Origin of the sequence: Pseudoalteromonas luteoviolacea H33-S (genome assembly GCF_001625695.1) — a bacterium.
Taxonomy (GTDB): domain Bacteria; phylum Pseudomonadota; class Gammaproteobacteria; order Enterobacterales; family Alteromonadaceae; genus Pseudoalteromonas; species Pseudoalteromonas luteoviolacea_B.
Genome location: NZ_AUXY01000122.1, coordinates 212,738 through 233,085 on the forward strand (window position 1 = coordinate 212,738; position 20,348 = coordinate 233,085).

Below are 20,348 nucleotides of genomic sequence, written 5' to 3' on the forward strand. Positions count from 1 at the left end.
CATGCAATTTAGTGAGCTTTATCAAGCAATCTCTGTACAGACAAGTGACAAAGCGAAATCTATCAAGCTGCTAATTTGCGATATTGATGGTGTATTTTCAGATGGTCGTATTTATCTGGGTAACCAAGGTGAAGAATTAAAAGCATTCAACACCAAAGATGGTTTCGGGATCAAAGCCTTAATTGAAACCGGTGTTGAAGTTGCCGTCATTACTGGACGACATTCAGAAATAGTTAAGCAACGTATGACTAGCTTAAACGTAAAGCACATTTACCAAGGTCAAGAAGATAAAGTTAAAGCTTACGAAGAATTGAAAAGCCAATTAAATTTATCAGATAACCAAATTGCGTATATTGGCGATGATGGTCCAGATATACCTGTCATGCAGAAAGTTGGGTTTGCTGTTGCAGTTGCTGACGCACACCCATTGGTAAAAAGCTTAGCCCATTATACCACCATGTTACCAGGTGGGTTTGGCGCTGTCAGAGAGCTAACCGACTTATTAATGCTAAGCCAGGGTAATGAGTTACTCTCTAAGGGGAGCAGTACATGACCAATTTACGAGTTATTTTACTCGTAGTTTTCGGTGCTGCCATGCTATGGCTTTGGTACCCCTTTTTGACGCAAACAGAACAGTCATCGCAGCAAGAACAGGAAACAATCGCTCAGCCAGACTACGTTGCTATTGATTTAAAACAGACTTCATTTGCTGAAAATGGACAATTAAGTTATCAAATTACGGCACAGAGAATGGAGTTATATCAAGAGTTGGGGTTTAGTCACTTTGAATTACCCATTTTTGTTTTACATAACGGGCAACATAATTGGCAGCTCACTGCAAACGAGGCCACCTTGTATGAAAACGACACGCTGATTTTAGAAGGCAACGTAAAAGCGACAAACTTGAACGACAATGCCATGATCACAGAGATTGACGCAGATAACCTTCGACTAGAAATCAGTAATCGAACAATGCGTTCAGAACAACCAGTGATCATTACAGGCCCGAGCTTAACCATTACAGGTAAAGGGCTAATCGCCGACCTCAATATTGAGGTTATTGAACTCATTAACCACACTGAAACGATTTATGATAAGCAATAAATTAAGTGCAACCCTATTATTTACATGTGCTATCGCACTTTTGCCACAAAGTGCCCTTGCCAATAACACGTCTGAGCAGGTGATCATCAGTTCAGGTAAGCAGCAGGCGCAATTACAAACAAATATAGGGGTTTTTGAAGAAAACGTTGAGATTATTCATGGCCAACGCAAAATATTCGCAGATCGACTCGAAGTCCACCGCAGAGAAGATTTAGGTGAAAATAAGCAATTATTAGTTGCAACGGGATCTCCTGCAATTTTCCAAGAGCAGCAGACCGATGGCAGCTTATTAAAAGCCTCAGCCCAAGAAGTACGCTATGACGTTGCAAATCGCTTGCTCACAATTAAAGGCAATGCCGAAATAAGCCAAGCAGGTCAAAAGATTTCTGCCCAAGAGATCCTATATGATATGGAAAAACAACTTATTAGCGCGCAAAAAGCCAATGATGAAGGTAAACGAGTGAGAACTGTTTTACTCCCTGTAGATAAAGAGCAAGATGGTAACAAGGAGCCACAGTGAGCACACTAAAAGCGACGGCACTGGCTAAGAGTTATAAAGGCAGACAGGTTGTAAAAAATGTTGAACTAAGCGTTGAAGCAGGCAGCATTGTAGGTCTACTCGGTCCAAATGGCGCAGGTAAAACCACCACTTTTTATATGATTGTTGGCCTAGTACCAAGCGACAAGGGCAGTATTCATATTGATTCACAAGACATTACTTTGTTACCGATGCACAGCCGAGCCCGGTTAGGTATTGGGTATTTACCACAAGAATCTTCGATATTTAGAAAGCTAACCGTTTATGACAATCTAATGGCGATTCTTGAGACCAGAAAAGATCTCAATAAAGCCCAACGAGAAACGGTATTAAACGACTTACTTGATGAATTTAATATTCAGCATATTCGCTCAAGTTTGGGAATGGCACTTTCTGGTGGAGAGCGTCGTCGAGTAGAAATTGCTCGCGCTTTAGCCGCAAATCCTAAATTTATTCTTTTAGATGAGCCTTTTGCTGGCGTTGATCCGATTTCAGTGTTAGATATAAAGAAAATTATCGAGCATTTAAAAAACCGTGGGATCGGCGTATTGATCACAGATCATAATGTTCGCGAAACCTTAGATGTATGTGAAAAGGCGTATATTGTTTCCCATGGTGAATTAATTGCATCAGGCACACCTGAACATGTTTTAGCGGATCAAACCGTCCGAGATGTCTACTTAGGCGAGCAATTCAGGCTATAGTTAAGAATAAGCGTAACAACGAAAAGGATTGTTAGAGATACATGAGGCAATCGCTACAGCTGCGCATGGGGCAGCAATTAACAATGACACCGCAACTGCAGCAAGCAATACGCCTACTGCAGCTGAGCACATTAGACCTCCAGCAAGAAATTCAAGAAGCGCTGGATAGCAATCCTTTATTGGAAGTAGAAGAAAATGAACAAGAGTCTATTGATAACGGTCTAGATAAAACCCATGAACAAGCTCAGGCCGCAGACAAAACAGAATCTAGTGTTGAAGACACAGCTGAAACACAGCTAAGTGACTATGAGCAAGATACGGATACAGCGCTCAATAAAGAAACGCTCAGCGATGAGATGGCGATGGATGTCACTTGGGATGAATATATCAGTGCCGCACCGGTCAGCTCTTCCGGTCCAATGCCTGAGGATGAAAGTATCTATCAAGGCCAAACGACTGAAAGTCTTCAAGAATACCTGATGTGGCAATTGGAGCTCACTCCTTTTAGCGCAACAGATAGACTAATTGCACTGTCAATCGTTGAAGGGGTTGATGATTCAGGGATCCTCACAGTATCTTGCGAAGATATTGTCGATAGCTTGAATAAAGATAATGACCAAGAGCTGGTTGAATTAGATGAGGTTGAAGCCGTCTTAAAACGTATTCAATTATTTGACCCTGTTGGTATTGCGGCACGCAGTCTGCAAGAATGCTTAATTGTGCAACTAAATCAATTTGCTATAGATACACCTTGGCTTGAACAAACAAAACATGTAATTGAGGAGCACATAGACCTATTAGCAAATCGTGATTATCGTACTATCATGAAGAAAACGAAGCTCAAAGAAGGCGAGCTCAAAGAAGTGATGACGCTAATCCACAGTTTGAATCCCAAGCCTGCTGCAAGTATCGTTCAAGAAGAAGCTGATTATGTTATCCCAGATGTCTCTGTCAAAAAGATAAAAGGACGTTGGGTCGTTGAACTCAATCCTGACTCAATGCCCAAAATTAGAGTTAATGACCATTATGCTGCCATGTCACGCTCAGTTAAATCAAGCAGTGACAGTCAGTTTATTCGCTCGCATTTACAAGAGGCGAAGTGGTTTATTAAAAGTTTAGAAAGCAGAAATGAAACTTTATTGAAAGTTACCAATTGCATTGTTCAACAACAACAGGCATTCTTTGAACATGGCCCTGAGGCAATGAGACCAATGGTCCTCAATGATGTTGCTGAAATGGTTGATATGCACGAGTCGACAATATCTCGGGTAACAACACAAAAATTTATGCACACGCCTCGCGGCATTTATGAATTGAAATACTTCTTCTCGAGCCATGTTAGTACCGAGAACGGTGGGGAATGCTCTTCAACAGCAATCAGAGCACTCATCAAAAAGTTAATTGCTGCAGAAAACTCAGCTAAGCCTTTAAGTGATAGCAAAATTGCAGATGTATTAGCTGATCAAGGTATTAAGGTGGCAAGACGTACTATTGCCAAATACCGAGAGTCTTTGGCTATTCCACCGTCTAATCAGCGTAAAAGCTTGATCTAGGCGTAACAAAAGAAGGAAAAATGCTTATGCAACTAAATTTAACTGGTCGCCATGTAGAAATTACCGATTCATTAAGAGACTACGTAACAAGTAAGTTTGCGAAGCTAGAAAGGCATTTTGATCACATCAACAACGTTCATGTAATCCTAGATGTCGAAAAACTCATTCAAAAAGCCGAAGCCACATTGCATGTAAATGGCGGCGAGCTATTCGCTTCAACAGAACACAAAGACATGTATGCTGCTATCGATGGTTTGATCGATAAGCTAGACAGGCAAGTCATTAAACATAAAGAGAAGCTAACTCGACATTAACCATGAAACTTAGCACACTGATCCCTGAGGACTGCAGCAAGGCTGCGGTCCTTTTTAATAGTAAAAAAAGAATACTCCAATACATCAGTGAATTGGCACAAGTAAAAATTCCAAACGCCAATCAACACGATATTCTCGAAGCACTGTTAAGTCGCGAAAAACTAGGCAGTACAGGTATTGGAAAGGGTATCGCTATTCCACATGGGAGATTGGCAGGATTAGATAATATCGTTGCCATCTTGCTTGTAAATCAACAGCCTATTCCATTTGATGCTGTTGACGATCGCAATGTAGATATTTTTGTTGCACTCATCGTACCAGAAGATGAAAATAAGCAACATTTAGAGACCTTAGCGAGTATCGCTGGTAAACTTAATGATAAGCATTTTTGCAAGAGACTTAGACAAGCAAGTAACGATAATGAGCTTTACCAAGTCCTTGTTGAGTTTGATAAACAATAGGAATCAATCGTGGAGCTCATAATTATCAGTGGCCGCTCTGGCTCAGGTAAATCCGTCGCATTAAGAGTATTGGAAGACTTAGGCTATTACTGCGCTGATAATATTCCAGTCAACTTATTACCGGCTTTAGTACGCAGTGTTTCAGACAGCTATAATAAAATTGCCGTCAGTATCGATGTGAGAAACCTGCCAAAAGAACAGCAAGAGTTTCATGATATTTTAGAGTACTTACCAGGCTTTGCTAAACCAAAAGTATTTTATCTTGATTGTGATGACCAAACACTAATCAAACGCTTTTCAGAAACACGACGGTTGCATCCACTTTCACTCAATGACTTACCGCTAGACTTGGCGATAAAACAAGAAAGAACTTTATTAGACGTCTTGATACGTCGTGCTGATATCACCATTGACACAACAGACTTGAGCGTCCATCAATTAGCAGAAAGCGTTCGGGAGAAAATCTTAGGTCAAAAAGATAAACAGCTAATAATTACCTTTGAATCGTTTGGCTTTAAACATGGAATTCCCAAAGAAGCAGATTACGTATTTGACGCGCGATTTTTACCAAACCCACACTGGGAACCAGAATTAAAACCCCTAACAGGCTTAGACCAACCGGTTATCGATTACTTATCGAGTCACAGCATAGTGCAAAAGTTTGTATGGCAAATACAAACCTTTATGCAAACTTGGCTGCCACACTTGGAGCGTAATAATCGCAGCTATTTAACTATCGCTATTGGTTGTACCGGTGGCCAGCACCGTTCAGTATACTTAGCTCAAACACTCGGTGAGCGCTTTCAAAGAACACACTCTAACGTCAAAATTCGCCACCGAGAACAAGAGTGATGCAACAGCAATACCAAGGCGTTTTTCTAATAAAAAACAAATTGGGTTTGCATGCCCGAGCAGCAACTATATTGGCGCAACTCTCAACTCAATTTGATGCAGAAATAACGCTTTATCAGGGTGATAAAAGCGCACCTGGAGATAGTGTGTTAGCATTGCTCCTGTTGGAGAGCAGCCAGGGCAAAGAAGTCAAAGTGAGTTGTACAGGCCCTGACGCAAAGAATGCCTTAATTGCTATTGGCGACCTTATTGAAGACAAGTTTCATGAAACGGAGTAACTTGGTTTTTATTTAATCTCTTTCGTAAGATAACTTACTACTTCTGTACTTGTCATAATACTGCAATAGCGTATTTTTATTTTAAGCAGCTATAATCAAATATTATTTTATCTATTACAATATGATAAGTCACATTGATAATGTGTTTTGTGCATATATCTTAGCTCGAATTTATGAGCTTTATTCTGTACATAACAGCTTAGAGAGCAATTTTCGTGCTACAAAAAAATGCGATTAAATTATTAAAATGACTATTCAAAACATATAATTGCCTTTTCTTAATCTAAAATTTGGAAGCCTATGCCTGACGTTTTTGAGCAAGACTATACACTGGAACAATTACAACAAGTAACCAAAGCAATAAACAGTGGGCAGTTTGTTCAAGTAAGACAGACATTAGCTGAGATACCTCCGTGCGATACCGCACTGTTACTTGAGTCTTCCCCTCATAAAATAAGAACTACACTTTGGCAATTGGTCGATCCAGATATCCAAGGTGATGTTCTTGAAGAGCTCTCTGAAGATGTTCGTTTAAGCATCATTGCCAAAATGGAGCCTGAGTTAATCGCCGCTGCGACTGAGGATATGGACGATGACGACTTGGGTGAGGTACTCAGAAGCTTACCTGTGCCTGTCTACCAAGATGTTATCAGTGCCATGGACAGCCAAGACAGAGCAAGGGCCACGCTTGCTTTATCTTATAATGAAGACTCTGCAGGGGCATTAATGAATGGCGACACCATCACCATTCGTCCCGATGTCAGTCTAGATGTGGTATTAAGATACTTACGTCTAAAAGAGGAACTACCGCAAGGCACAGATGATCTCTATGTCGTAGACAAAGAAAACCGCTTTTTAGGATCTTTGCCTATAGGGATCTTATTAACTAACCCCCCTGACAAACTTGTTCAAGAGCTAATGAATGAAGACAGGGAAACGATCCCAGTCGGTATGCCGGAAAGCGAAGTAGCCCAGCTTTTTGAGCGACATAACTGGATATCAGCACCCGTAGTTGACGATCAAACGCAATTATTGGGGCGTATAACCATTGATGATATTGTTGATGTGATCAGAGAAGACGCTGAGCATAGTCTAATGAGTATGGCAGGTCTTGAAGATGAAGAAGATACCTTTGCACCAGTCATGAAAAGTAGCCAGCGGCGCTCAATTTGGCTTGGGATCAACTTGCTCACTGCTCTACTCGCTGCCTTTGTCGCAAGCTTTTTCGAAAGTACGCTCGATATCCTCCCTATTTTAGCGGTCCTCAATGGCATTGTGCCTAGCATGGGAGGCGTTGCTGGCAGTCAGACATTGACCTTGGTTATCAGGGGTATTGCACTTGGGCATGTCAATCAAACCAACCAAAAGTTCTTACTCGGTAAAGAGCTTGCAATTGGCGCACTCAATGGCGTTCTCTGGTCTCTGTTAATAGCTGGTGTTGTCGCGGTTTGGCAATGGGACTTTAAACTTGGCGCAGTTATCGCATTTGCTATGTTCATGAACTTGGTTGCAGCAGGGATAGCAGGGGCAAGCATACCTTTGATCCTAAAGCGTATGAAGATAGACCCAGCACTAGCTGGTAGCGTAGTACTCACAACCGTAACAGATATAGTTGGTATTTTCGCGTTTTTAGGTACTGCTACTTGGTTTTTACTCTGAGCCTAGCTCAGAGTAAGCAAATTAATCAGCTCTATTGACCAGCCACTTGCATGCTATCAATTAATACAGAGCCAGTTTGCACTGCACCACGTAATTCAACATCTCCGCCGATTGCCTGAATATTGTGGAACATCTCTTTTAAGTTACCTGCAATGGTTATCTCACTCACAGGGTATTGTATTTCTCCATTTTCGACCCAAAAACCAGCAGCGCCACGAGAGTAATCACCCGTGACAGTGTTCACACCTTGCCCCATCAATTCAGTCACCAATAATCCCGTCCCCATTTCTTTTAAAATGGCAGCCAGATCTTCATGGGTCTTTTGAACTAACCAATTGTGTATCCCACCAGCATGGCCTGTAGCCTGCATGCCCATTTTTCTCGCAGCATAGCTTGCCATTAAATAGGTTTGCAGCTCACCACCAACGATAATATCTCTATCCTGTGTATATACCCCTTCACTATCGAACGGGCTGGAGGCTAAACCTTGCAACAAATGTGGCTTTTCATGGATATTGACACAAGAATTAAAAACCTGCTTACCAAGCGTATCCAATAAAAAACTAGATTTACGATATAAAGCACCACCACCGATTGCTGAAACAAGGTGTCCAAACAAGCTATTTGCAATGTCAGCTCTAAATACCACCGGCACCTTCATTGTCGCAAGCTTCTGACTATTCAGCTTAGCCAGTGTCGACTCAGCAGCCTCTATGCCAACCGCTTGCGGCGCTTTTAATAAATCATGCTTTCTCGAGATACTAAATGCGGAGTCCCTTTGCATCATATCGCCTTCTTGGCCGATCACCATAGTGCTCAAAGTGTGACGTGTTCGAGGGAAACCTGCTAAAAAGCCATGGCTATTACCATACACCCTAAGGCCTTGGTGTGAAGCAATACTTGCACCATCCGAATTTACAATTCTACTATCGAATTCAAGCGCAGATTTTTCTGCTTCGATACAAGATTCAATCGCCTCTTGTGGAGATAATTCCCACGGGTGATATAAATCAAGTTCAGGAATATCTTGTGCCATTAAGGCCTTGTCAGCCAAGCCATTGCATTCATCGTCCGCCGTATACTTGGCAATTTCAATGGCTTTTTGCACAACTGAACGTAACGCTTGCTCGCTCAAGTCAGCAGTTGAAGCTGAGCCTTTGTGATTACCAACATAAACACTGATCCCCAAGCTACCATCTTGATTAAATTCGATGGTATCGACTTCGCCCATTCGCGTGCTCACTGACAGTCCAGAGGTGCGACTCATCGCCGCTTCAGCAGACGTAGCCCCTAACTTTGACGCCATCGTCAAAACCTCAGATACCGCCTCTTTTACTTCGTCGATTTGTTGGTATACAGAACCCGCTTGGTTATCATTCATGTTGCTTTTCCAAATACTTGTAAACTCTACAATCCTAACACAGGAGTGAGCATTTCGCCGTGATAATCGTAAATGACCTCACTATTACAATATTTTTCTGCGCTTCTTGGTATAATCAATATAATTGTAATATTAAGTGGCCTTTATTATGGCAAAAAAACCAGATCACAATGTTGATGATGAAGAAATCATCTATGTATCCAAAAGCGAGCTTAAACGAGATGCTCAACAATATCAGCAGCTTGGTATTGATATCGCTGAACTTGGCAAAAAGCAACGGGACAAACTGCCGTTGACAAATGAACTTATCGAGGCGATGGCACTTGCAGATAAGATCCGTGGCAAACATGACGCGTATCGTCGCCACATGAATTACATTGCTAAAGTACTTCGTACGACAGAGAATGTTGAACAATTGCAGCTCGCTTTGGACATGTTACTCAATAAAAATAATCAAGCAGAAGTGCTACTTGGCCAAGTAGAAAGAGTGCGTGATGAAGTGCTTAAGCTTGGGGATAGCAAAATTAACGAATTAATTGAAGCACATCCAACAATGGAACGCCAAAAACTGCGTCAGTTAGTTCGCCAAGCAAACAAAGAACTTAAAGCAGAAAAGCCTGCCAAAGGATATAAAGAGTTGTTTCAATACTTAAAAGAAGCGATCTTACCTTAATTTTTTTGAGGGGAGCCCGCTCCCCCCACTCATGATTGGTAAATTAAGCGGTACCACCCACCGTCAATTGATCAATCTTAAGGCTAGGTTGACCGACACCAACCGGCACACTTTGGCCATCTTTACCGCACACACCAACCCCTCTATCTAGCGATAAATCATTGCCAACCATAGAGATCTGCTGCATGGCTTCTGGGCCATTACCAATCAGCGTTGCACCTTTAATGGGCTGCGTTACTTTACCGTCTTCAATTAAATAGGCTTCTGATGCAGAAAATACAAATTTACCTGAAGTAATATCCACTTGACCACCGCCAAAGTTGCTGGCAAATATACCTTTTTTCACTGAGCTGATGATCTCTTGTTGGGTGCTTTGTCCAGCCAACATATAAGTATTTGTCATTCTCGGCATGGGCAGATGCGCAAATGACTCTCTACGTGCATTACCTGTCGGCTGAGTGTCCATTAAGCGAGCATTGGTCTTGTCTTGCATGTAGCCTTTTAAGATGCCATTTTCAATTAGAACGTTATATCCGGCGGGTGTCCCCTCATCATCGATATTTAAAGAACCACGACGATTGGCCATCGTACCATCATCAACCACAGTACATAGTGATGAAGCCACTTGTTCGCCTACACGGCCACTAAAAGCTGACGCCCCTTTACGGTTAAAGTCGCCCTCTAAGCCATGCCCAACCGCCTCGTGCAGAAGAACGCCTGGCCAGCCAGAACCCAACACAACCGGCATTGTGCCTGCAGGAGCATCAATAGCAGTTAAGTTTACACGTGCTTGTCTCACCGCTTCTTTTGCATAGGTCATCCAGCGTGGTTGACCATTTTCTAATTCTTTAAAATACCCGTAGTCCAAGCGCGCACCACCACCCGCACTACCACGCTCTCTTCGCCCATTACTCTCTAATAATACAGAGCAATTTAAACGAACTAGTGGGCGGATATCAGTTGCAAACGTGCCATCGCTTGCAGCAATGAGCACTTCTTCATACACTGCAGCAATCGAGCAGACAACTTGCTGAGCATCTGGCGCTAAATCTCTGATTGCGGCATCGACTTCTTTAAGTAACGTGATCTTTTCTTCATCCGTCATGCTCAGCAATGGCTGTACAGGCTGGAACTGAACAGGTGCTTTTACATCAGTAAACACTTGCACACGCTTAGACTCACCTTGCTGCGCAATGGAACGCGCCGCTTGTGCAGCCTGATTAATCGCTTCTAAGTTAATTGCATCAGAGTAACTAAAACCAGTCTGCTCACCACTGACGGCCCTCACACCAACACCTCGTTCGATGTTGTAGCTGCCCTCCTTTACCTTGCCATCTTCGAGAACCCATGTTTCATTGTAACTAGACTGAAAATAAAGATCGGAATAATCAACATTGTACTGATGAATATAATTAAGTGTTTTTTCCAGTTGCTCTCTAGTTAACTGGCTGTCAGCTAACAAGCTTTTTTCAACTTGATTCATATCATATTGCTCTTAAATCGGTTGTGCTGCAATACAGGCATTGCTTGCCTTGTACTGTGTAGCTCGGTTAAATCTAACCGTCTTTGTATCGGCTCTAAAGATAACGCACTGTTATCTAGCACTTCTCCCCATGGGGAAATAATAACGCTATGTCCGTATGTTTCTCGCCCGTTTTGATGTTGCCCAACTTGCGCTGCAGCAACCACAAAACTTTGTGTTTCTATGGCTCTTGCTTGTAGTAATGGCAGCCAATGAGCCTGACCTGTTACCGTGGTAAACGCACTTGGAATTAGGAGTATATTGGCCCCTTGCTCACGTTGAGCCTGATACAACCCTGCAAAGCGCATGTCATAACACACACTTAAGCCTAGCTTACCAAAGGGACTATCTACAACAACAACTTGATCACCCGCTGCTGTAAACTCGGATTCTCGGTAGCGCTTTGCTTTGTCGCTGACATCTGCATCAAATAAATGGATTTTGTTATACTGAGCTACAAGCTTACCGCTATCGTCAAACAGGCAACTTGCAGCGAAATATTTATCGCCCGTCGCCGAAATTGGCATGGTACCTGCGCTCAGCCATATACCTTTAGCTTTGCAAAGTTGTGCAATTTTTTCTATCCACTCGTCGCTGCGCTTTGCAATTGAAAGCGAGTCTAAACCATTTGCACAAAATGCCAGCCAGGCTTCTGGCAAACACACCAAACTGGGCGGCGTCAATGTCAAAGTCTCTAATTGTTGAGTGAGATATTTAAAATTCTCTTCAGGTGCCACAGCCGAGCACATTGGGATCACGACAATATTGGCGTAGTCAGATTTCATAATGCTTTATACCACTCTTTTAAACACACAGCACTTTTCCAAGGTCTAGCGTCCATTCCCTTGGGACTCGTCATTTATCGGCTTTTCCTGCTCTGACGGCTGAGTTTGACCCATTTCTAACTCAGTTTGCTTTGGCTTTATCGGCACTGATTTGTTCTGCTTTGGTGTCACCGTTTGCTCGGTGCTCGATTGCACACGCTCCGTGCTTAACACTATCGGCTGACCTGACTCTGACTCATTTCCTTCAACATCTTTAGGCATGGGTGCGTCATTTGGGATTTCAGGTGATGGTGACTCTGGCGGCTTCACGCCAGGTAACGTAACCTCGCGACTCTTACGCTCTACTTCGGTCACAACAGGCTCTTGCATTGTGCCTGTCACCTTAAAATTAATTTCTGATATCACACGTGCCGAATGAATAACCTTGTCAATTGCAAGCGCTGCCAGTCCAGTCACCGGATTAACCATCCAACCCACTATCACAGGTAAACTCGACGTGACCTGTGGCGCAATCGCTAAATCATAGTTAATCTCGTGCGTCTTTAAGTTCGCGTACCCAGAAATACTCAGATCAGCTGGCACACCATCCATTTTAGTATCTTGAGTAAACGCAACACCATTATCGATCTGCAAGCTGCCTTCCATTTGATTGTAGAAAAACCCTTTCGCAAAAACATCCCTAAAATCAAGCTTCAACTTACGTACCAAAGAGTCCAAACTCAGCAAAGAAAAAACACGTGCACCTTGATCGCTAATATCTGTCAAATGACCTTCGCCCAGTTGCCACTGAATATCTCCAGCCAATGTTTCCCATTGGAAGTCATAAGGCGCTGCTTGCCAGCTCAAATTAAAATCGATATTAGCTTGAGAGTCTTTCACGGTTGACGTGATATCAAACTCTTCCATTAAGTCACCAAAGTCGGCGCTACTTAAATTACCATTTATGCGGGACAAACCGTCTCGCCAGCTCCCCTTCGCCGATAGCGCATGGGCGCCTTTATCTACATTGAGGTTGCCAATCGTAAGTTGTTCACCATTGCCCACAATTGAAAGAGTGACTCTATCAAGTTGATACTGATTAATACGGCAATCATCGCAACCAAACTCTATGGCTGGAATACGCGTCAACCAGCTCAAATCTGTCGATTCTTCTGCTTCAGGCACCTCTGACTGCTGTGAATTCAAACGCAGATAGTCTGCCTGTATATCAATTGCAGCAGTTTCCTCTGTAGGCAGCAGAACCTGTGCTCTGAGCTCCTTTCCATTCAAGCGCATTTTCCAGCCATCACTTTCTGGCTTCATCTGCATTTCAATGTCATTAAACAGGATATTACCAACCAGAAGCTCACCAAAATTCGCTCTTATTTCATTCAGTTCTGGTAATAAACTGGTGTTATTTTGCGACGATGATGTGCTCTTCTCGATAATCCTATCAATAAAAGCAAACCATGCATCTAACTGAATGTCAGGTTGATCGATCGTCACTGTAAAGCCTGACGGATCAAGCCCTCGATTTTGTGACCCGACTACCAAGTGCGCTTTATCAAAACGCCCTTTGTTATTGTCTAAAATACCATTGAAATAGAGTAGATCATTCACATTGGCTGTGATCAGGTTAGAAATGTCATCACCTCTCACTTCACCAATCAATTTTCCAGTAGAGGCCGCAGCTTTATGATAAGGAGGAGGTAACATCACTGACGCGCCAGCTAAATCTGAACTGAAACTCGCTAAATAATTGAACCCTTGCTCAGTAAAGTTTAATGAGATATTAGTACCTAACAGCGCATTACCGGCAATAAAACCATCCAATAGCCCATCACCATGTGGCAATAAGGCTTCACTACTGGCCTGTAAAGCTGCTTCTATATTTACTTCATAACCTTGTTGATCACCATTACCCATAACGGAGAAATCAATCGGCATAGTTAGCCAAGTCGCTTTTGCATTCTGGAGTTTAATCTCATCATCATGAAATATTAATTCGCCATGCACATCATTAAGTTGCATACCCGGTTTACTAAGGTAGATATGGTTGCCATTTAATTGTACTGTTCCTTTCGCAACAACATCTAGATTATGTAAGTCGATATCGAGTTCTATCTCCCCATTGGCTGTGCCCTTACCTTGGACAATATCAAGCACATTAACTAACGGATCGGCGATTGGTGTATCTGCAAAAAAAGCGCCTAAGCTAGATGCTTCTGTTTGCTGGTTGATTTTAACAATGAGATTATCGGCTTGCTCAAGGTCAGCCAAGCTCACCACAACCTTCCCGAGAATATCCTGATTAGACAGCTGGCCTGAGCCCGCTGTGATATCCATGCGTTCATTGTGAAAATGCAGTTCAACGCCGGCATTTTTTACACTTTGCCAATCAGGTGCAAATAAAAACTCGGCGCCATCAATATGCGCCAACACTTCAAACTGCCCTTGTCTATCGCGATATGGGAAAGCACTTAATGGCCCTGACAGCAGTACTTGAGCACGTACGTCTTCACCAGCAATAATCCCTCTGTCTAAATACTCAACCAAATTGCTATGCATTAAGTCCAATGGAAAGTAATGCCCCGCAATCGATGCATCTTGACCATATACTTCAGCATACAAATCTAATTCAGGTTGAGAGAATAAACGAGTATGGAATTCTAGCGCCACAGCAAGGTGTTCATTACTCACCCACAAGTTATCTGAATTCACTTGCCAATGCCCGTTTACACCTTGCCAAAAATGTATGTCGCCGTTGAGCTCTTCAATATCAATGGGTTTGATAAAGCGCGCTCCAGTCATGAGCTGTTGTTGATGTGCGCTCACGCTGACAACACCACGCTGCCCCTGCCAGTTAATTTCAAGATCTAGCCCTGTTAAACCAGGTGCAGCATCACTTTCAAGCCACACTACACTTTTTGCAAGACCCCATACATTAATGCCAGTGTCTGCCTGCCAAGTTACTCTGGCTTTATTAAGTTCACCTTGAAACTGGCTTTTTTCTATGCCTTTCGCCCACTCGTATCGAGTCAGTGCGAGCGCCTCTGCTATTGGCGCTAAATCAAACTGCTGTAACCAAAGTGTGCGCTGTGTACTCGACCACTGGCCTTGAAATTGCGTTGGCTGATAATCATGTTCGTTGCTGATAAATATAAACTCAGAGCTGTTCAGTGACCAACCACTCTCAGACGGTTCAATTAATACCTGACCACTTTCTAGACCTAATTTATTTAACTGGTTTTTATCACTCCAGGTAACGTAGCTGGGTTCAACTTGCACCAAAACGTCAGTTAATTTTCCATGCTGCAATTGGGTCCAGAGTTGACCATTGATGCTAGCACTCAGATTTCGATAACTGTCGTCTAAATGCTCATTGATTAAGTCTAATACATTCAAATCATTGGCTTGTAGATAAATATCGCCTTCAATTTCTTGTAAAGTTTGTCCAGAAAGCTTAACTCGGGTATTCAAACTACCTTGAGATAAGCTAGGGAAAATAAGTCGCCCCTCACCATGATGTGCATTGGCGCTATTTTGCCAAACCATATCTTGGATCAGTATTGTATGATGCAAATCATGTGCACCCAATAAATTAACTTCACTATTTTGAACTGAGAAGTGCCCAGTTTCCCCTAAAAATAACCCTTCGATAAGTGCCTGCTGCTCAAACTCTCCTGCATTAGCACTATCATCTAAGTTGAGCCTATTGAGGTGGATATTTGCTTTAAAACCATCAAGCACAAAATAATTGGAAACTAACTGCCACTGCCGCAAAGACTGAACAACGTTGACTTGCAAGCTGGTATTGTCAATATGAAGAGAGATAGGTGCGTTTTGATTATCTTCAAAACTCACATTTTCAAGCACAAGGGCAGGCCCAGTACCCTGCCAACTGGCGCTGATTGAGCCAATACTCAACTCAACGTTAAGTTGACGGTAAATCAGAGATTCAATGCTATTTTTGTAATCGTTAGCGTACGGCAAGCTCAGCTTCAACAGAGAAACCAATACCGCAAGCATAACCAAGGTTACAGCAAAAGCTTGCCAAACCTTTCGAATACAAAAAAAGCAAATTGTTTTGGGGTGCATATCGGCCTACATCATTACCACATCAAACTGCTCTTGGCTGTACAAGTTTTCAGTTTGGATACTCACTTGCTTTCCGATAAACAGTTCCAGCTCAGCCAAATTATGATATTCATCATTAACTAACGCCTCACTCACAGCCGCAGAGGCATACACCATGAACTTATCCGCATCATATGCACGATTTACTCGGACAATTTCACGCAATATCTCATAACAAACCGTTTCTACGGTTTTCAGAGATCCTCGACCAGAGCATGAAGGGCATACATCACATAAAATGTGCTCTAGACTTTCTCTTGTGCGCTTTCTCGTCATTTCAACCAAGCCAAGCGCTGACAGCCCGTTAATATTTGCTTTGGCGCGGTCTTTTGCCAATGCCGCTTCAAGTGAATGCAGTACTCGGCGTTTATGTTCATCTGAAACCATATCAATAAAGTCAATAATGATAATACCGCCTAGGTTCCTTAACCTAAGCTGACGCGCAATAGCAGAAGTTGCCTCGACATTCGTATTGAAAATGGTTTCTTCTAAGTTTCTATGGCCAACAAACGCCCCAGTATTCACATCTACGGTCGTCATGGCTTCTGTTTGATCTATGATTAAATAGCCACCTGATTTCAGTTCAACCTTACGGTGTAGCGCTTTTTGTATCTCTGTTTCAACATCAAAAAGATCAAAGATCGGACGCTCGCCAGGATAATACTCCAACGTCTCTGATAGCTGAGGAACAAACTCTTCTGTAAACGCCTTCAATTGCTGATACGTTAATTTGGAATCAACACGAATACGCTCCATGTCTTCACCAACGTAATCGCGTAGAGTACGGAACGCCAGCGTCAAGTCCTCATGCAAGATACTTGCTTTGCTAGTTTTTCTTCGCTTGCTAACAATTTTTTGCCAAAGTTTTTTTAGGAACTCTGCATCATGTTTTAATTCAGCTTCCGCAGCGCCTTCAGCGGCAGTACGAACAATAAAGCCACCATTTTCATCATTATATTGGGCAACAATATGTTTAAGACGATCGCGCTCTTCTTCTGTTTCAATTCTTTGACTAACACCAACGTGCGTTGCATCTGGCATAAAGACTAAGTAGCGAGAAGGGATAGTAATGTCCGTGGTTAAACGCGCCCCTTTGGTACCGATCGGGTCTTTCACCACCTGTACCATAATGAACTGACCTTGCTTAACTAGCTCTCTAATATCCTGCACTTTTTTAATTGGCTGATGATCAACCGCTTCTTCAATAGAAGCACTACTGACAATGTCTGAAGCATGTAAAAAAGCAGCTTTTTCTAGGCCAATATCGACAAATGCGGCTTGCATACCCGGTAGAACTCGGCTCACCTTGCCTAAATAAATATTGCCAACAATGCCTAAGTTACCGACGCGTTCAACTTGTACTTCTTGCAGCACACCATTTTCAATGAGTGCGACTCGACTTTCACTTGGTGTTACATTGATCAATAATTCGCTACTCATCTCGACCCGCCATAAATGCTTGAATTAATTCGTCTGTTTCATATAAAGGTAGTCCGACTACAGCAAAATAACTACCTTTAAGCTGTGTTACAAATCGCCCACCTAGACCTTGTATACCATATCCACCTGCTTTATCTTGTGGCTCTTGGCTTGACCAATATTGTTCTATTTCCGCAGCTGAAAGTACTTTGAAAGTCACCTCTGTGATGATTGTTTTACTCATCACTGTCTGATTATCTGCCAGTGCAATCGCAGTCATCACTTGATGCGTGTTGCCTGATAGCTTAGACATCATAGAGATAAAGTCGTCTTTGTTCACAGGCTTACCGAGCGCTTCTCCATTAGCGACAACAATCGTATCACTACCTAAAACTGGACGGTTCTCACTGCCTATACCAACGCCACTTTGTGCTTTTAACCTAGCCAAGCGCTCAACTAAAGCTTCAGGTGCTTCATTTGGCAAAGCTCGCTCATCCGCATCGACAGAAAATTGCTCAAAATCGTAACCAAGCTGGCTCAATAACTCTTTGCGGCGTGGGGATGCCGAAGCCAAATATAACTTTACGGTCATTAACGGATCCTAAAATGTCTACGGTACTTCCTCAGCAATAGGAAGATCCAAGGCCAACACAACATACCAACCAAAGCCGGCCATAAATATGCAGGATTAAAATAAATATCTAATAAGAAGTGATTTAGCCAAAACTGCAATAAGTGGTACAGCGCTAAAAACAGACCTATCAACATGGCTTGCTGCCACAAGGAGAAGTTTCTTAACTTCTGGAAATTACTGACTGTAATATAGATGCACACTGAGTAAGTCAACGAGTTAACACCCAAAGGAGAGCCTACAGCCAAATCCATGATCAGACCCGTACACCATGCCCAGCCAATGTTAACCCGGTGCGGTAACGCAATTGACCAATACATCAATACTAATAGGACCCAATCTGGTCTAAAAGGTTCTAAAGAAAAGGGTAATGGCATCAATGCCATAATAAGCGCAAGAAACACGCTAAAAGTGATAAAAGAAAAGCTACGGCTCATTACTTACCTCCGTATCGTTTTCCCCTAAAATAACCAGTAGTCTAATCCTGTCTAACTGCGCGATTGGTTCAGCATAAACTTTTGCAAAAGGCAGTCCTTCATCTCTGTCAATCTCAGTGACAACGGCAACTGGATAGCCCTCAGGAAAGCGGCTGCCAAGGCCTGAGGTCACTAAGATATCGCCGATACGAATATCCAAACTGTGTGACACATGGGCTAATTGCACCAAATTAATCTTGCCTATCCCCTCGACTACCATACTGACATCATTACGTAAGATCCGAACAGGGGTCGCATGGGTTGTGTCTGTCATCAACAATACACGGGAGGTCGTGGTGCCGACATGCGTTAATTGACCTACTAATCCGAGTTCATCAATAACAGCTTGCCCTTCTGATACGCCATCAATCGTGCCCTTATTAATAACAACCTGGTGATTATATCGATTCGAACGCACCGACAGTACTTGCGCGATTTGGCGGCTATGGGATTGTCGTGACGAAGCGCCCAGTAGTGCTCGCAGCTCATTATTTTCTTTTAATAAAAATTGGAATTGCTGAAGCTGCTCACTTTGCAAAAGTTGCTTGGCACGCAAGGTTTCATTTTCATCTAACAGCCTGTCTCGAGTATGCAAGCTTTGCGCACCCACATTAAATAATTCGTATGGCACGTTTGCAGCATATAAAACTGGACTAACTAGCGTATTGAGTGTCGTTCTGACAAAAGTACCACCAGAGGTATATCGGTCACCTATGATGAGGATAATACTAAGCACAACTGCGACAGTAAGTCGCAGTTGTAAAGAGATGCTTCGGCCAAACAGTAAATTCATCAGTCGTAACTAAATACATCGCCACCATGCATATCAATCATCTCAAGCGCTTTGCCACCACCGCGCGCAACACACGTCAGTGGATCATCAGCCACCACTACTGGGATCCCTGTTTCTTCCATCAGTAATCGATCTAAATCTTTTAGCAATGCGCCACCGCCAGTTAATACCATGCCGTGTGCTGAAATATCCGATGCCAACTCAGGTGGTGACTGCTCTAACGCAACCATTACGGCGCTAACAATCCCCATTAGAGGCTCTTGCAATGCTTCTAAAATCTCGTGTGAATTGAGCGTAAACGAGCGTGGTACACCTTCTGCTAAATTACGTCCGCGCACTTCAATTTCAATTGGCGTTTCACTCTTAAAAGCAGAACCGATTTCATGCTTGATATGCTCCGCGGTTGCTTCACCAATTAAACTACCAAAATTTCGTCTTACATAGTTAATAATGGCTTCATCAAATTTATCACCACCGATACGCACAGAAGATGAATAAACCACACCATTAAGCGAGATTATCGCAACTTCAGTTGTACCACCGCCAATATCAACAACCATAGAACCTGTCGCTTCAGATACTGGCAAACCAGCACCAATTGCTGCGGCCATCGGCTCTTCAATCAAGTACACTTCGCGCGCGCCAGCACCCATGGCTGACTCACGGATCGCACGCTTCTCAACTTGTGTTGCACCACACGGTACACAAATTAATACGCGAGGACTTGGACGCATAAAGTTATTGTTGTGAACTTGCTTGATAAAATGCTGAAGCATTTTTTCTGTGACATAGAAATCCGCAATAACACCGTCTTTCATTGGTCTTATCGCTTTGATATTGCCAGGCGTTCTACCAAGCATCTGCTTTGCAGCTGTGCCGACAGAGGCAACGCTTTTTGGTCCACCTGCTCGCTCTTGACGAATTGCCACAACAGAAGGCTCGTTCAATACAATGCCTTCTTCTTTCACATAAATCAGTGTATTCGCCGTGCCTAAATCAATAGACAGGTCATTTGAAAATAATCCACGTAGCTTTTTAAACATGAGGCTGGGTAACCTTAAAGAATTCTTTTAACTAAGCCGCAATCAT

Annotated in this window: 20 protein-coding genes; 11 read left to right on the forward strand and 9 right to left on the reverse strand. The window is 42.8% G+C overall.

Going from position 1 to position 20,348, the window contains the following annotated elements:
- Nucleotide 1: 1 nt before the first annotated feature.
- From kdsC to mgtE, 10 genes are all read left to right on the forward strand, one after another.
- Nucleotides 2-553 carry a 3-deoxy-manno-octulosonate-8-phosphatase KdsC gene (gene kdsC / locus N477_RS23315; RefSeq protein ID WP_063361380.1) on the forward strand — a complete coding sequence of 184 codons (552 nt, stop codon included), beginning with the start codon at nucleotides 2-4 and terminating at the stop codon, nucleotides 551-553.
- Nucleotides 550-1,104, forward strand: a complete 555-nt coding sequence (gene lptC, locus N477_RS23320) for an LPS export ABC transporter periplasmic protein LptC (RefSeq protein WP_063361379.1) — start codon at nucleotides 550-552, stop codon at nucleotides 1,102-1,104. The genes kdsC and lptC overlap by 4 nt, the downstream gene beginning before the upstream one ends.
- Entirely contained in the window at nucleotides 1,094-1,624 is a 531-nt protein-coding gene (gene lptA / locus N477_RS23325) for a lipopolysaccharide transport periplasmic protein LptA (protein WP_063361533.1), read from the forward strand. Before lptC ends, lptA begins: the two co-directional genes overlap by 11 nt.
- Nucleotides 1,621-2,346, forward strand: a complete 726-nt coding sequence (gene lptB, locus N477_RS23330) for an LPS export ABC transporter ATP-binding protein (RefSeq protein WP_063361378.1) — start codon at nucleotides 1,621-1,623, stop codon at nucleotides 2,344-2,346. Before lptA ends, lptB begins: the two co-directional genes overlap by 4 nt.
- 41 nt (nucleotides 2,347-2,387) lie before the next feature.
- A complete protein-coding gene (locus N477_RS23335; protein WP_063361377.1) occupies nucleotides 2,388-3,899 on the forward strand; it encodes an RNA polymerase factor sigma-54 in 1,512 nt (503 codons plus the stop codon).
- 26 nt (nucleotides 3,900-3,925) lie between these two features.
- Nucleotides 3,926-4,213 carry a ribosome hibernation promoting factor gene (hpf, locus tag N477_RS23340; RefSeq protein ID WP_023397244.1) on the forward strand — a complete coding sequence of 96 codons (288 nt, stop codon included), beginning with the start codon at nucleotides 3,926-3,928 and terminating at the stop codon, nucleotides 4,211-4,213.
- Nucleotides 4,214-4,215: 2 nt separating this feature from the next.
- The gene (gene ptsN, locus N477_RS23345; protein WP_063361376.1) at nucleotides 4,216-4,674 is read left to right on the forward strand and encodes a PTS IIA-like nitrogen regulatory protein PtsN; all 459 of its coding nucleotides are present in this window, start codon (nucleotides 4,216-4,218) and stop codon (nucleotides 4,672-4,674) included.
- A 9-nt stretch (nucleotides 4,675-4,683) separates the two neighbouring features.
- Nucleotides 4,684-5,526, forward strand: a complete 843-nt coding sequence (rapZ, locus tag N477_RS23350; protein WP_063361375.1) for an RNase adapter RapZ — start codon at nucleotides 4,684-4,686, stop codon at nucleotides 5,524-5,526.
- The gene (locus N477_RS23355) at nucleotides 5,526-5,804 is read left to right on the forward strand and encodes an HPr family phosphocarrier protein (RefSeq protein WP_063361374.1); all 279 of its coding nucleotides are present in this window, start codon (nucleotides 5,526-5,528) and stop codon (nucleotides 5,802-5,804) included. The genes rapZ and N477_RS23355 overlap by 1 nt, the downstream gene beginning before the upstream one ends.
- A 300-nt stretch (nucleotides 5,805-6,104) precedes the next feature.
- A complete protein-coding gene (gene mgtE, locus N477_RS23360; protein ID WP_063361373.1) occupies nucleotides 6,105-7,463 on the forward strand; it encodes a magnesium transporter in 1,359 nt (452 codons plus the stop codon).
- A gap of 31 nt (nucleotides 7,464-7,494) precedes the next feature.
- On the opposite strand, the gene pmbA is transcribed toward mgtE, so the two are convergent.
- Nucleotides 7,495-8,844: a metalloprotease PmbA gene (pmbA, locus tag N477_RS23365; protein ID WP_063361372.1), complete on the reverse strand. Its 1,350-nt coding sequence runs from the start codon at nucleotides 8,842-8,844 to the stop codon at nucleotides 7,495-7,497.
- 148 nt (nucleotides 8,845-8,992) lie between these two features.
- Between pmbA and yjgA the strand changes: the two genes are divergently transcribed.
- Nucleotides 8,993-9,517, forward strand: a complete 525-nt coding sequence (gene yjgA / locus N477_RS23370) for a ribosome biogenesis factor YjgA (RefSeq protein WP_063361371.1) — start codon at nucleotides 8,993-8,995, stop codon at nucleotides 9,515-9,517.
- A gap of 43 nt (nucleotides 9,518-9,560) precedes the next feature.
- Here yjgA and tldD read toward each other — a convergent pair whose 3' ends face one another.
- Genes tldD through N477_RS23410 form a run of 8 tightly spaced genes read right to left on the reverse strand, consistent with a single transcriptional unit; the run spans nucleotide 9,561 to nucleotide 20,302 of the window.
- The gene (gene tldD / locus N477_RS23375; RefSeq protein ID WP_063361370.1) at nucleotides 9,561-11,000 is read right to left on the reverse strand and encodes a metalloprotease TldD; all 1,440 of its coding nucleotides are present in this window, start codon (nucleotides 10,998-11,000) and stop codon (nucleotides 9,561-9,563) included.
- Complete coding sequence (locus tag N477_RS23380; RefSeq protein ID WP_063361369.1) at nucleotides 10,997-11,824, reverse strand: carbon-nitrogen hydrolase family protein; 828 nt, start codon at nucleotides 11,822-11,824, stop codon at nucleotides 10,997-10,999. The genes tldD and N477_RS23380 overlap by 4 nt, the downstream gene beginning before the upstream one ends.
- A 45-nt stretch (nucleotides 11,825-11,869) precedes the next feature.
- The gene (locus tag N477_RS23385) at nucleotides 11,870-15,901 is read right to left on the reverse strand and encodes a YhdP family protein (protein ID WP_063361368.1); all 4,032 of its coding nucleotides are present in this window, start codon (nucleotides 15,899-15,901) and stop codon (nucleotides 11,870-11,872) included.
- 6 nt (nucleotides 15,902-15,907) lie between these two features.
- Nucleotides 15,908-17,380: a ribonuclease G gene (gene rng, locus N477_RS23390; protein ID WP_063361367.1), complete on the reverse strand. Its 1,473-nt coding sequence runs from the start codon at nucleotides 17,378-17,380 to the stop codon at nucleotides 15,908-15,910.
- Complete coding sequence (locus tag N477_RS23395; RefSeq protein WP_063361366.1) at nucleotides 17,373-17,951, reverse strand: Maf family protein; 579 nt, start codon at nucleotides 17,949-17,951, stop codon at nucleotides 17,373-17,375. Before N477_RS23395 ends, rng begins: the two co-directional genes overlap by 8 nt.
- Entirely contained in the window at nucleotides 17,951-18,427 is a 477-nt protein-coding gene (mreD, locus tag N477_RS23400) for a rod shape-determining protein MreD (RefSeq protein WP_063361365.1), read from the reverse strand. The genes N477_RS23395 and mreD overlap by 1 nt, the downstream gene beginning before the upstream one ends.
- Nucleotides 18,417-19,259 carry a rod shape-determining protein MreC gene (gene mreC, locus N477_RS23405; RefSeq protein WP_063361364.1) on the reverse strand — a complete coding sequence of 281 codons (843 nt, stop codon included), beginning with the start codon at nucleotides 19,257-19,259 and terminating at the stop codon, nucleotides 18,417-18,419. The genes mreD and mreC overlap by 11 nt, the downstream gene beginning before the upstream one ends.
- Nucleotides 19,259-20,302, reverse strand: a complete 1,044-nt coding sequence (locus N477_RS23410; protein WP_010376642.1) for a rod shape-determining protein — start codon at nucleotides 20,300-20,302, stop codon at nucleotides 19,259-19,261. The genes mreC and N477_RS23410 overlap by 1 nt, the downstream gene beginning before the upstream one ends.
- Nucleotides 20,303-20,348: the final 46 nt, after the last annotated feature.

Bases quoted from the DNA above. Each gene is read 5' to 3' on its own strand.
- kdsC (WP_063361380.1), top strand. From the start codon at position 2: ATGCAATTTAGTGAGCTTTATCAAGCAATCTCTGTACAGACAAGTGAC.
- lptC (WP_063361379.1), top strand. From the start codon at position 550: ATGACCAATTTACGAGTTATTTTACTCGTAGTTTTCGGTGCTGCCATG.
- N477_RS23335 (WP_063361377.1), top strand. From the start codon at position 2,388: ATGAGGCAATCGCTACAGCTGCGCATGGGGCAGCAATTAACAATGACA.
- hpf (WP_023397244.1), top strand. From the start codon at position 3,926: ATGCAACTAAATTTAACTGGTCGCCATGTAGAAATTACCGATTCATTA.
- ptsN (WP_063361376.1), top strand. From the start codon at position 4,216: ATGAAACTTAGCACACTGATCCCTGAGGACTGCAGCAAGGCTGCGGTC.
- N477_RS23355 (WP_063361374.1), top strand. From the start codon at position 5,526: ATGCAACAGCAATACCAAGGCGTTTTTCTAATAAAAAACAAATTGGGT.
- mgtE (WP_063361373.1), top strand. From the start codon at position 6,105: ATGCCTGACGTTTTTGAGCAAGACTATACACTGGAACAATTACAACAA.
- pmbA (WP_063361372.1), bottom strand. From the start codon at position 8,844: ATGAATGATAACCAAGCGGGTTCTGTATACCAACAAATCGACGAAGTA.
- yjgA (WP_063361371.1), top strand. From the start codon at position 8,993: ATGGCAAAAAAACCAGATCACAATGTTGATGATGAAGAAATCATCTAT.
- tldD (WP_063361370.1), bottom strand. From the start codon at position 11,000: ATGAATCAAGTTGAAAAAAGCTTGTTAGCTGACAGCCAGTTAACTAGA.
- N477_RS23380 (WP_063361369.1), bottom strand. From the start codon at position 11,824: ATGAAATCTGACTACGCCAATATTGTCGTGATCCCAATGTGCTCGGCT.
- N477_RS23385 (WP_063361368.1), bottom strand. From the start codon at position 15,901: ATGCACCCCAAAACAATTTGCTTTTTTTGTATTCGAAAGGTTTGGCAA.
- rng (WP_063361367.1), bottom strand. From the start codon at position 17,380: ATGAGTAGCGAATTATTGATCAATGTAACACCAAGTGAAAGTCGAGTC.
- N477_RS23395 (WP_063361366.1), bottom strand. From the start codon at position 17,951: ATGACCGTAAAGTTATATTTGGCTTCGGCATCCCCACGCCGCAAAGAG.
- mreD (WP_063361365.1), bottom strand. From the start codon at position 18,427: ATGAGCCGTAGCTTTTCTTTTATCACTTTTAGCGTGTTTCTTGCGCTT.
- mreC (WP_063361364.1), bottom strand. From the start codon at position 19,259: ATGAATTTACTGTTTGGCCGAAGCATCTCTTTACAACTGCGACTTACT.
- N477_RS23410 (WP_010376642.1), bottom strand. From the start codon at position 20,302: ATGTTTAAAAAGCTACGTGGATTATTTTCAAATGACCTGTCTATTGAT.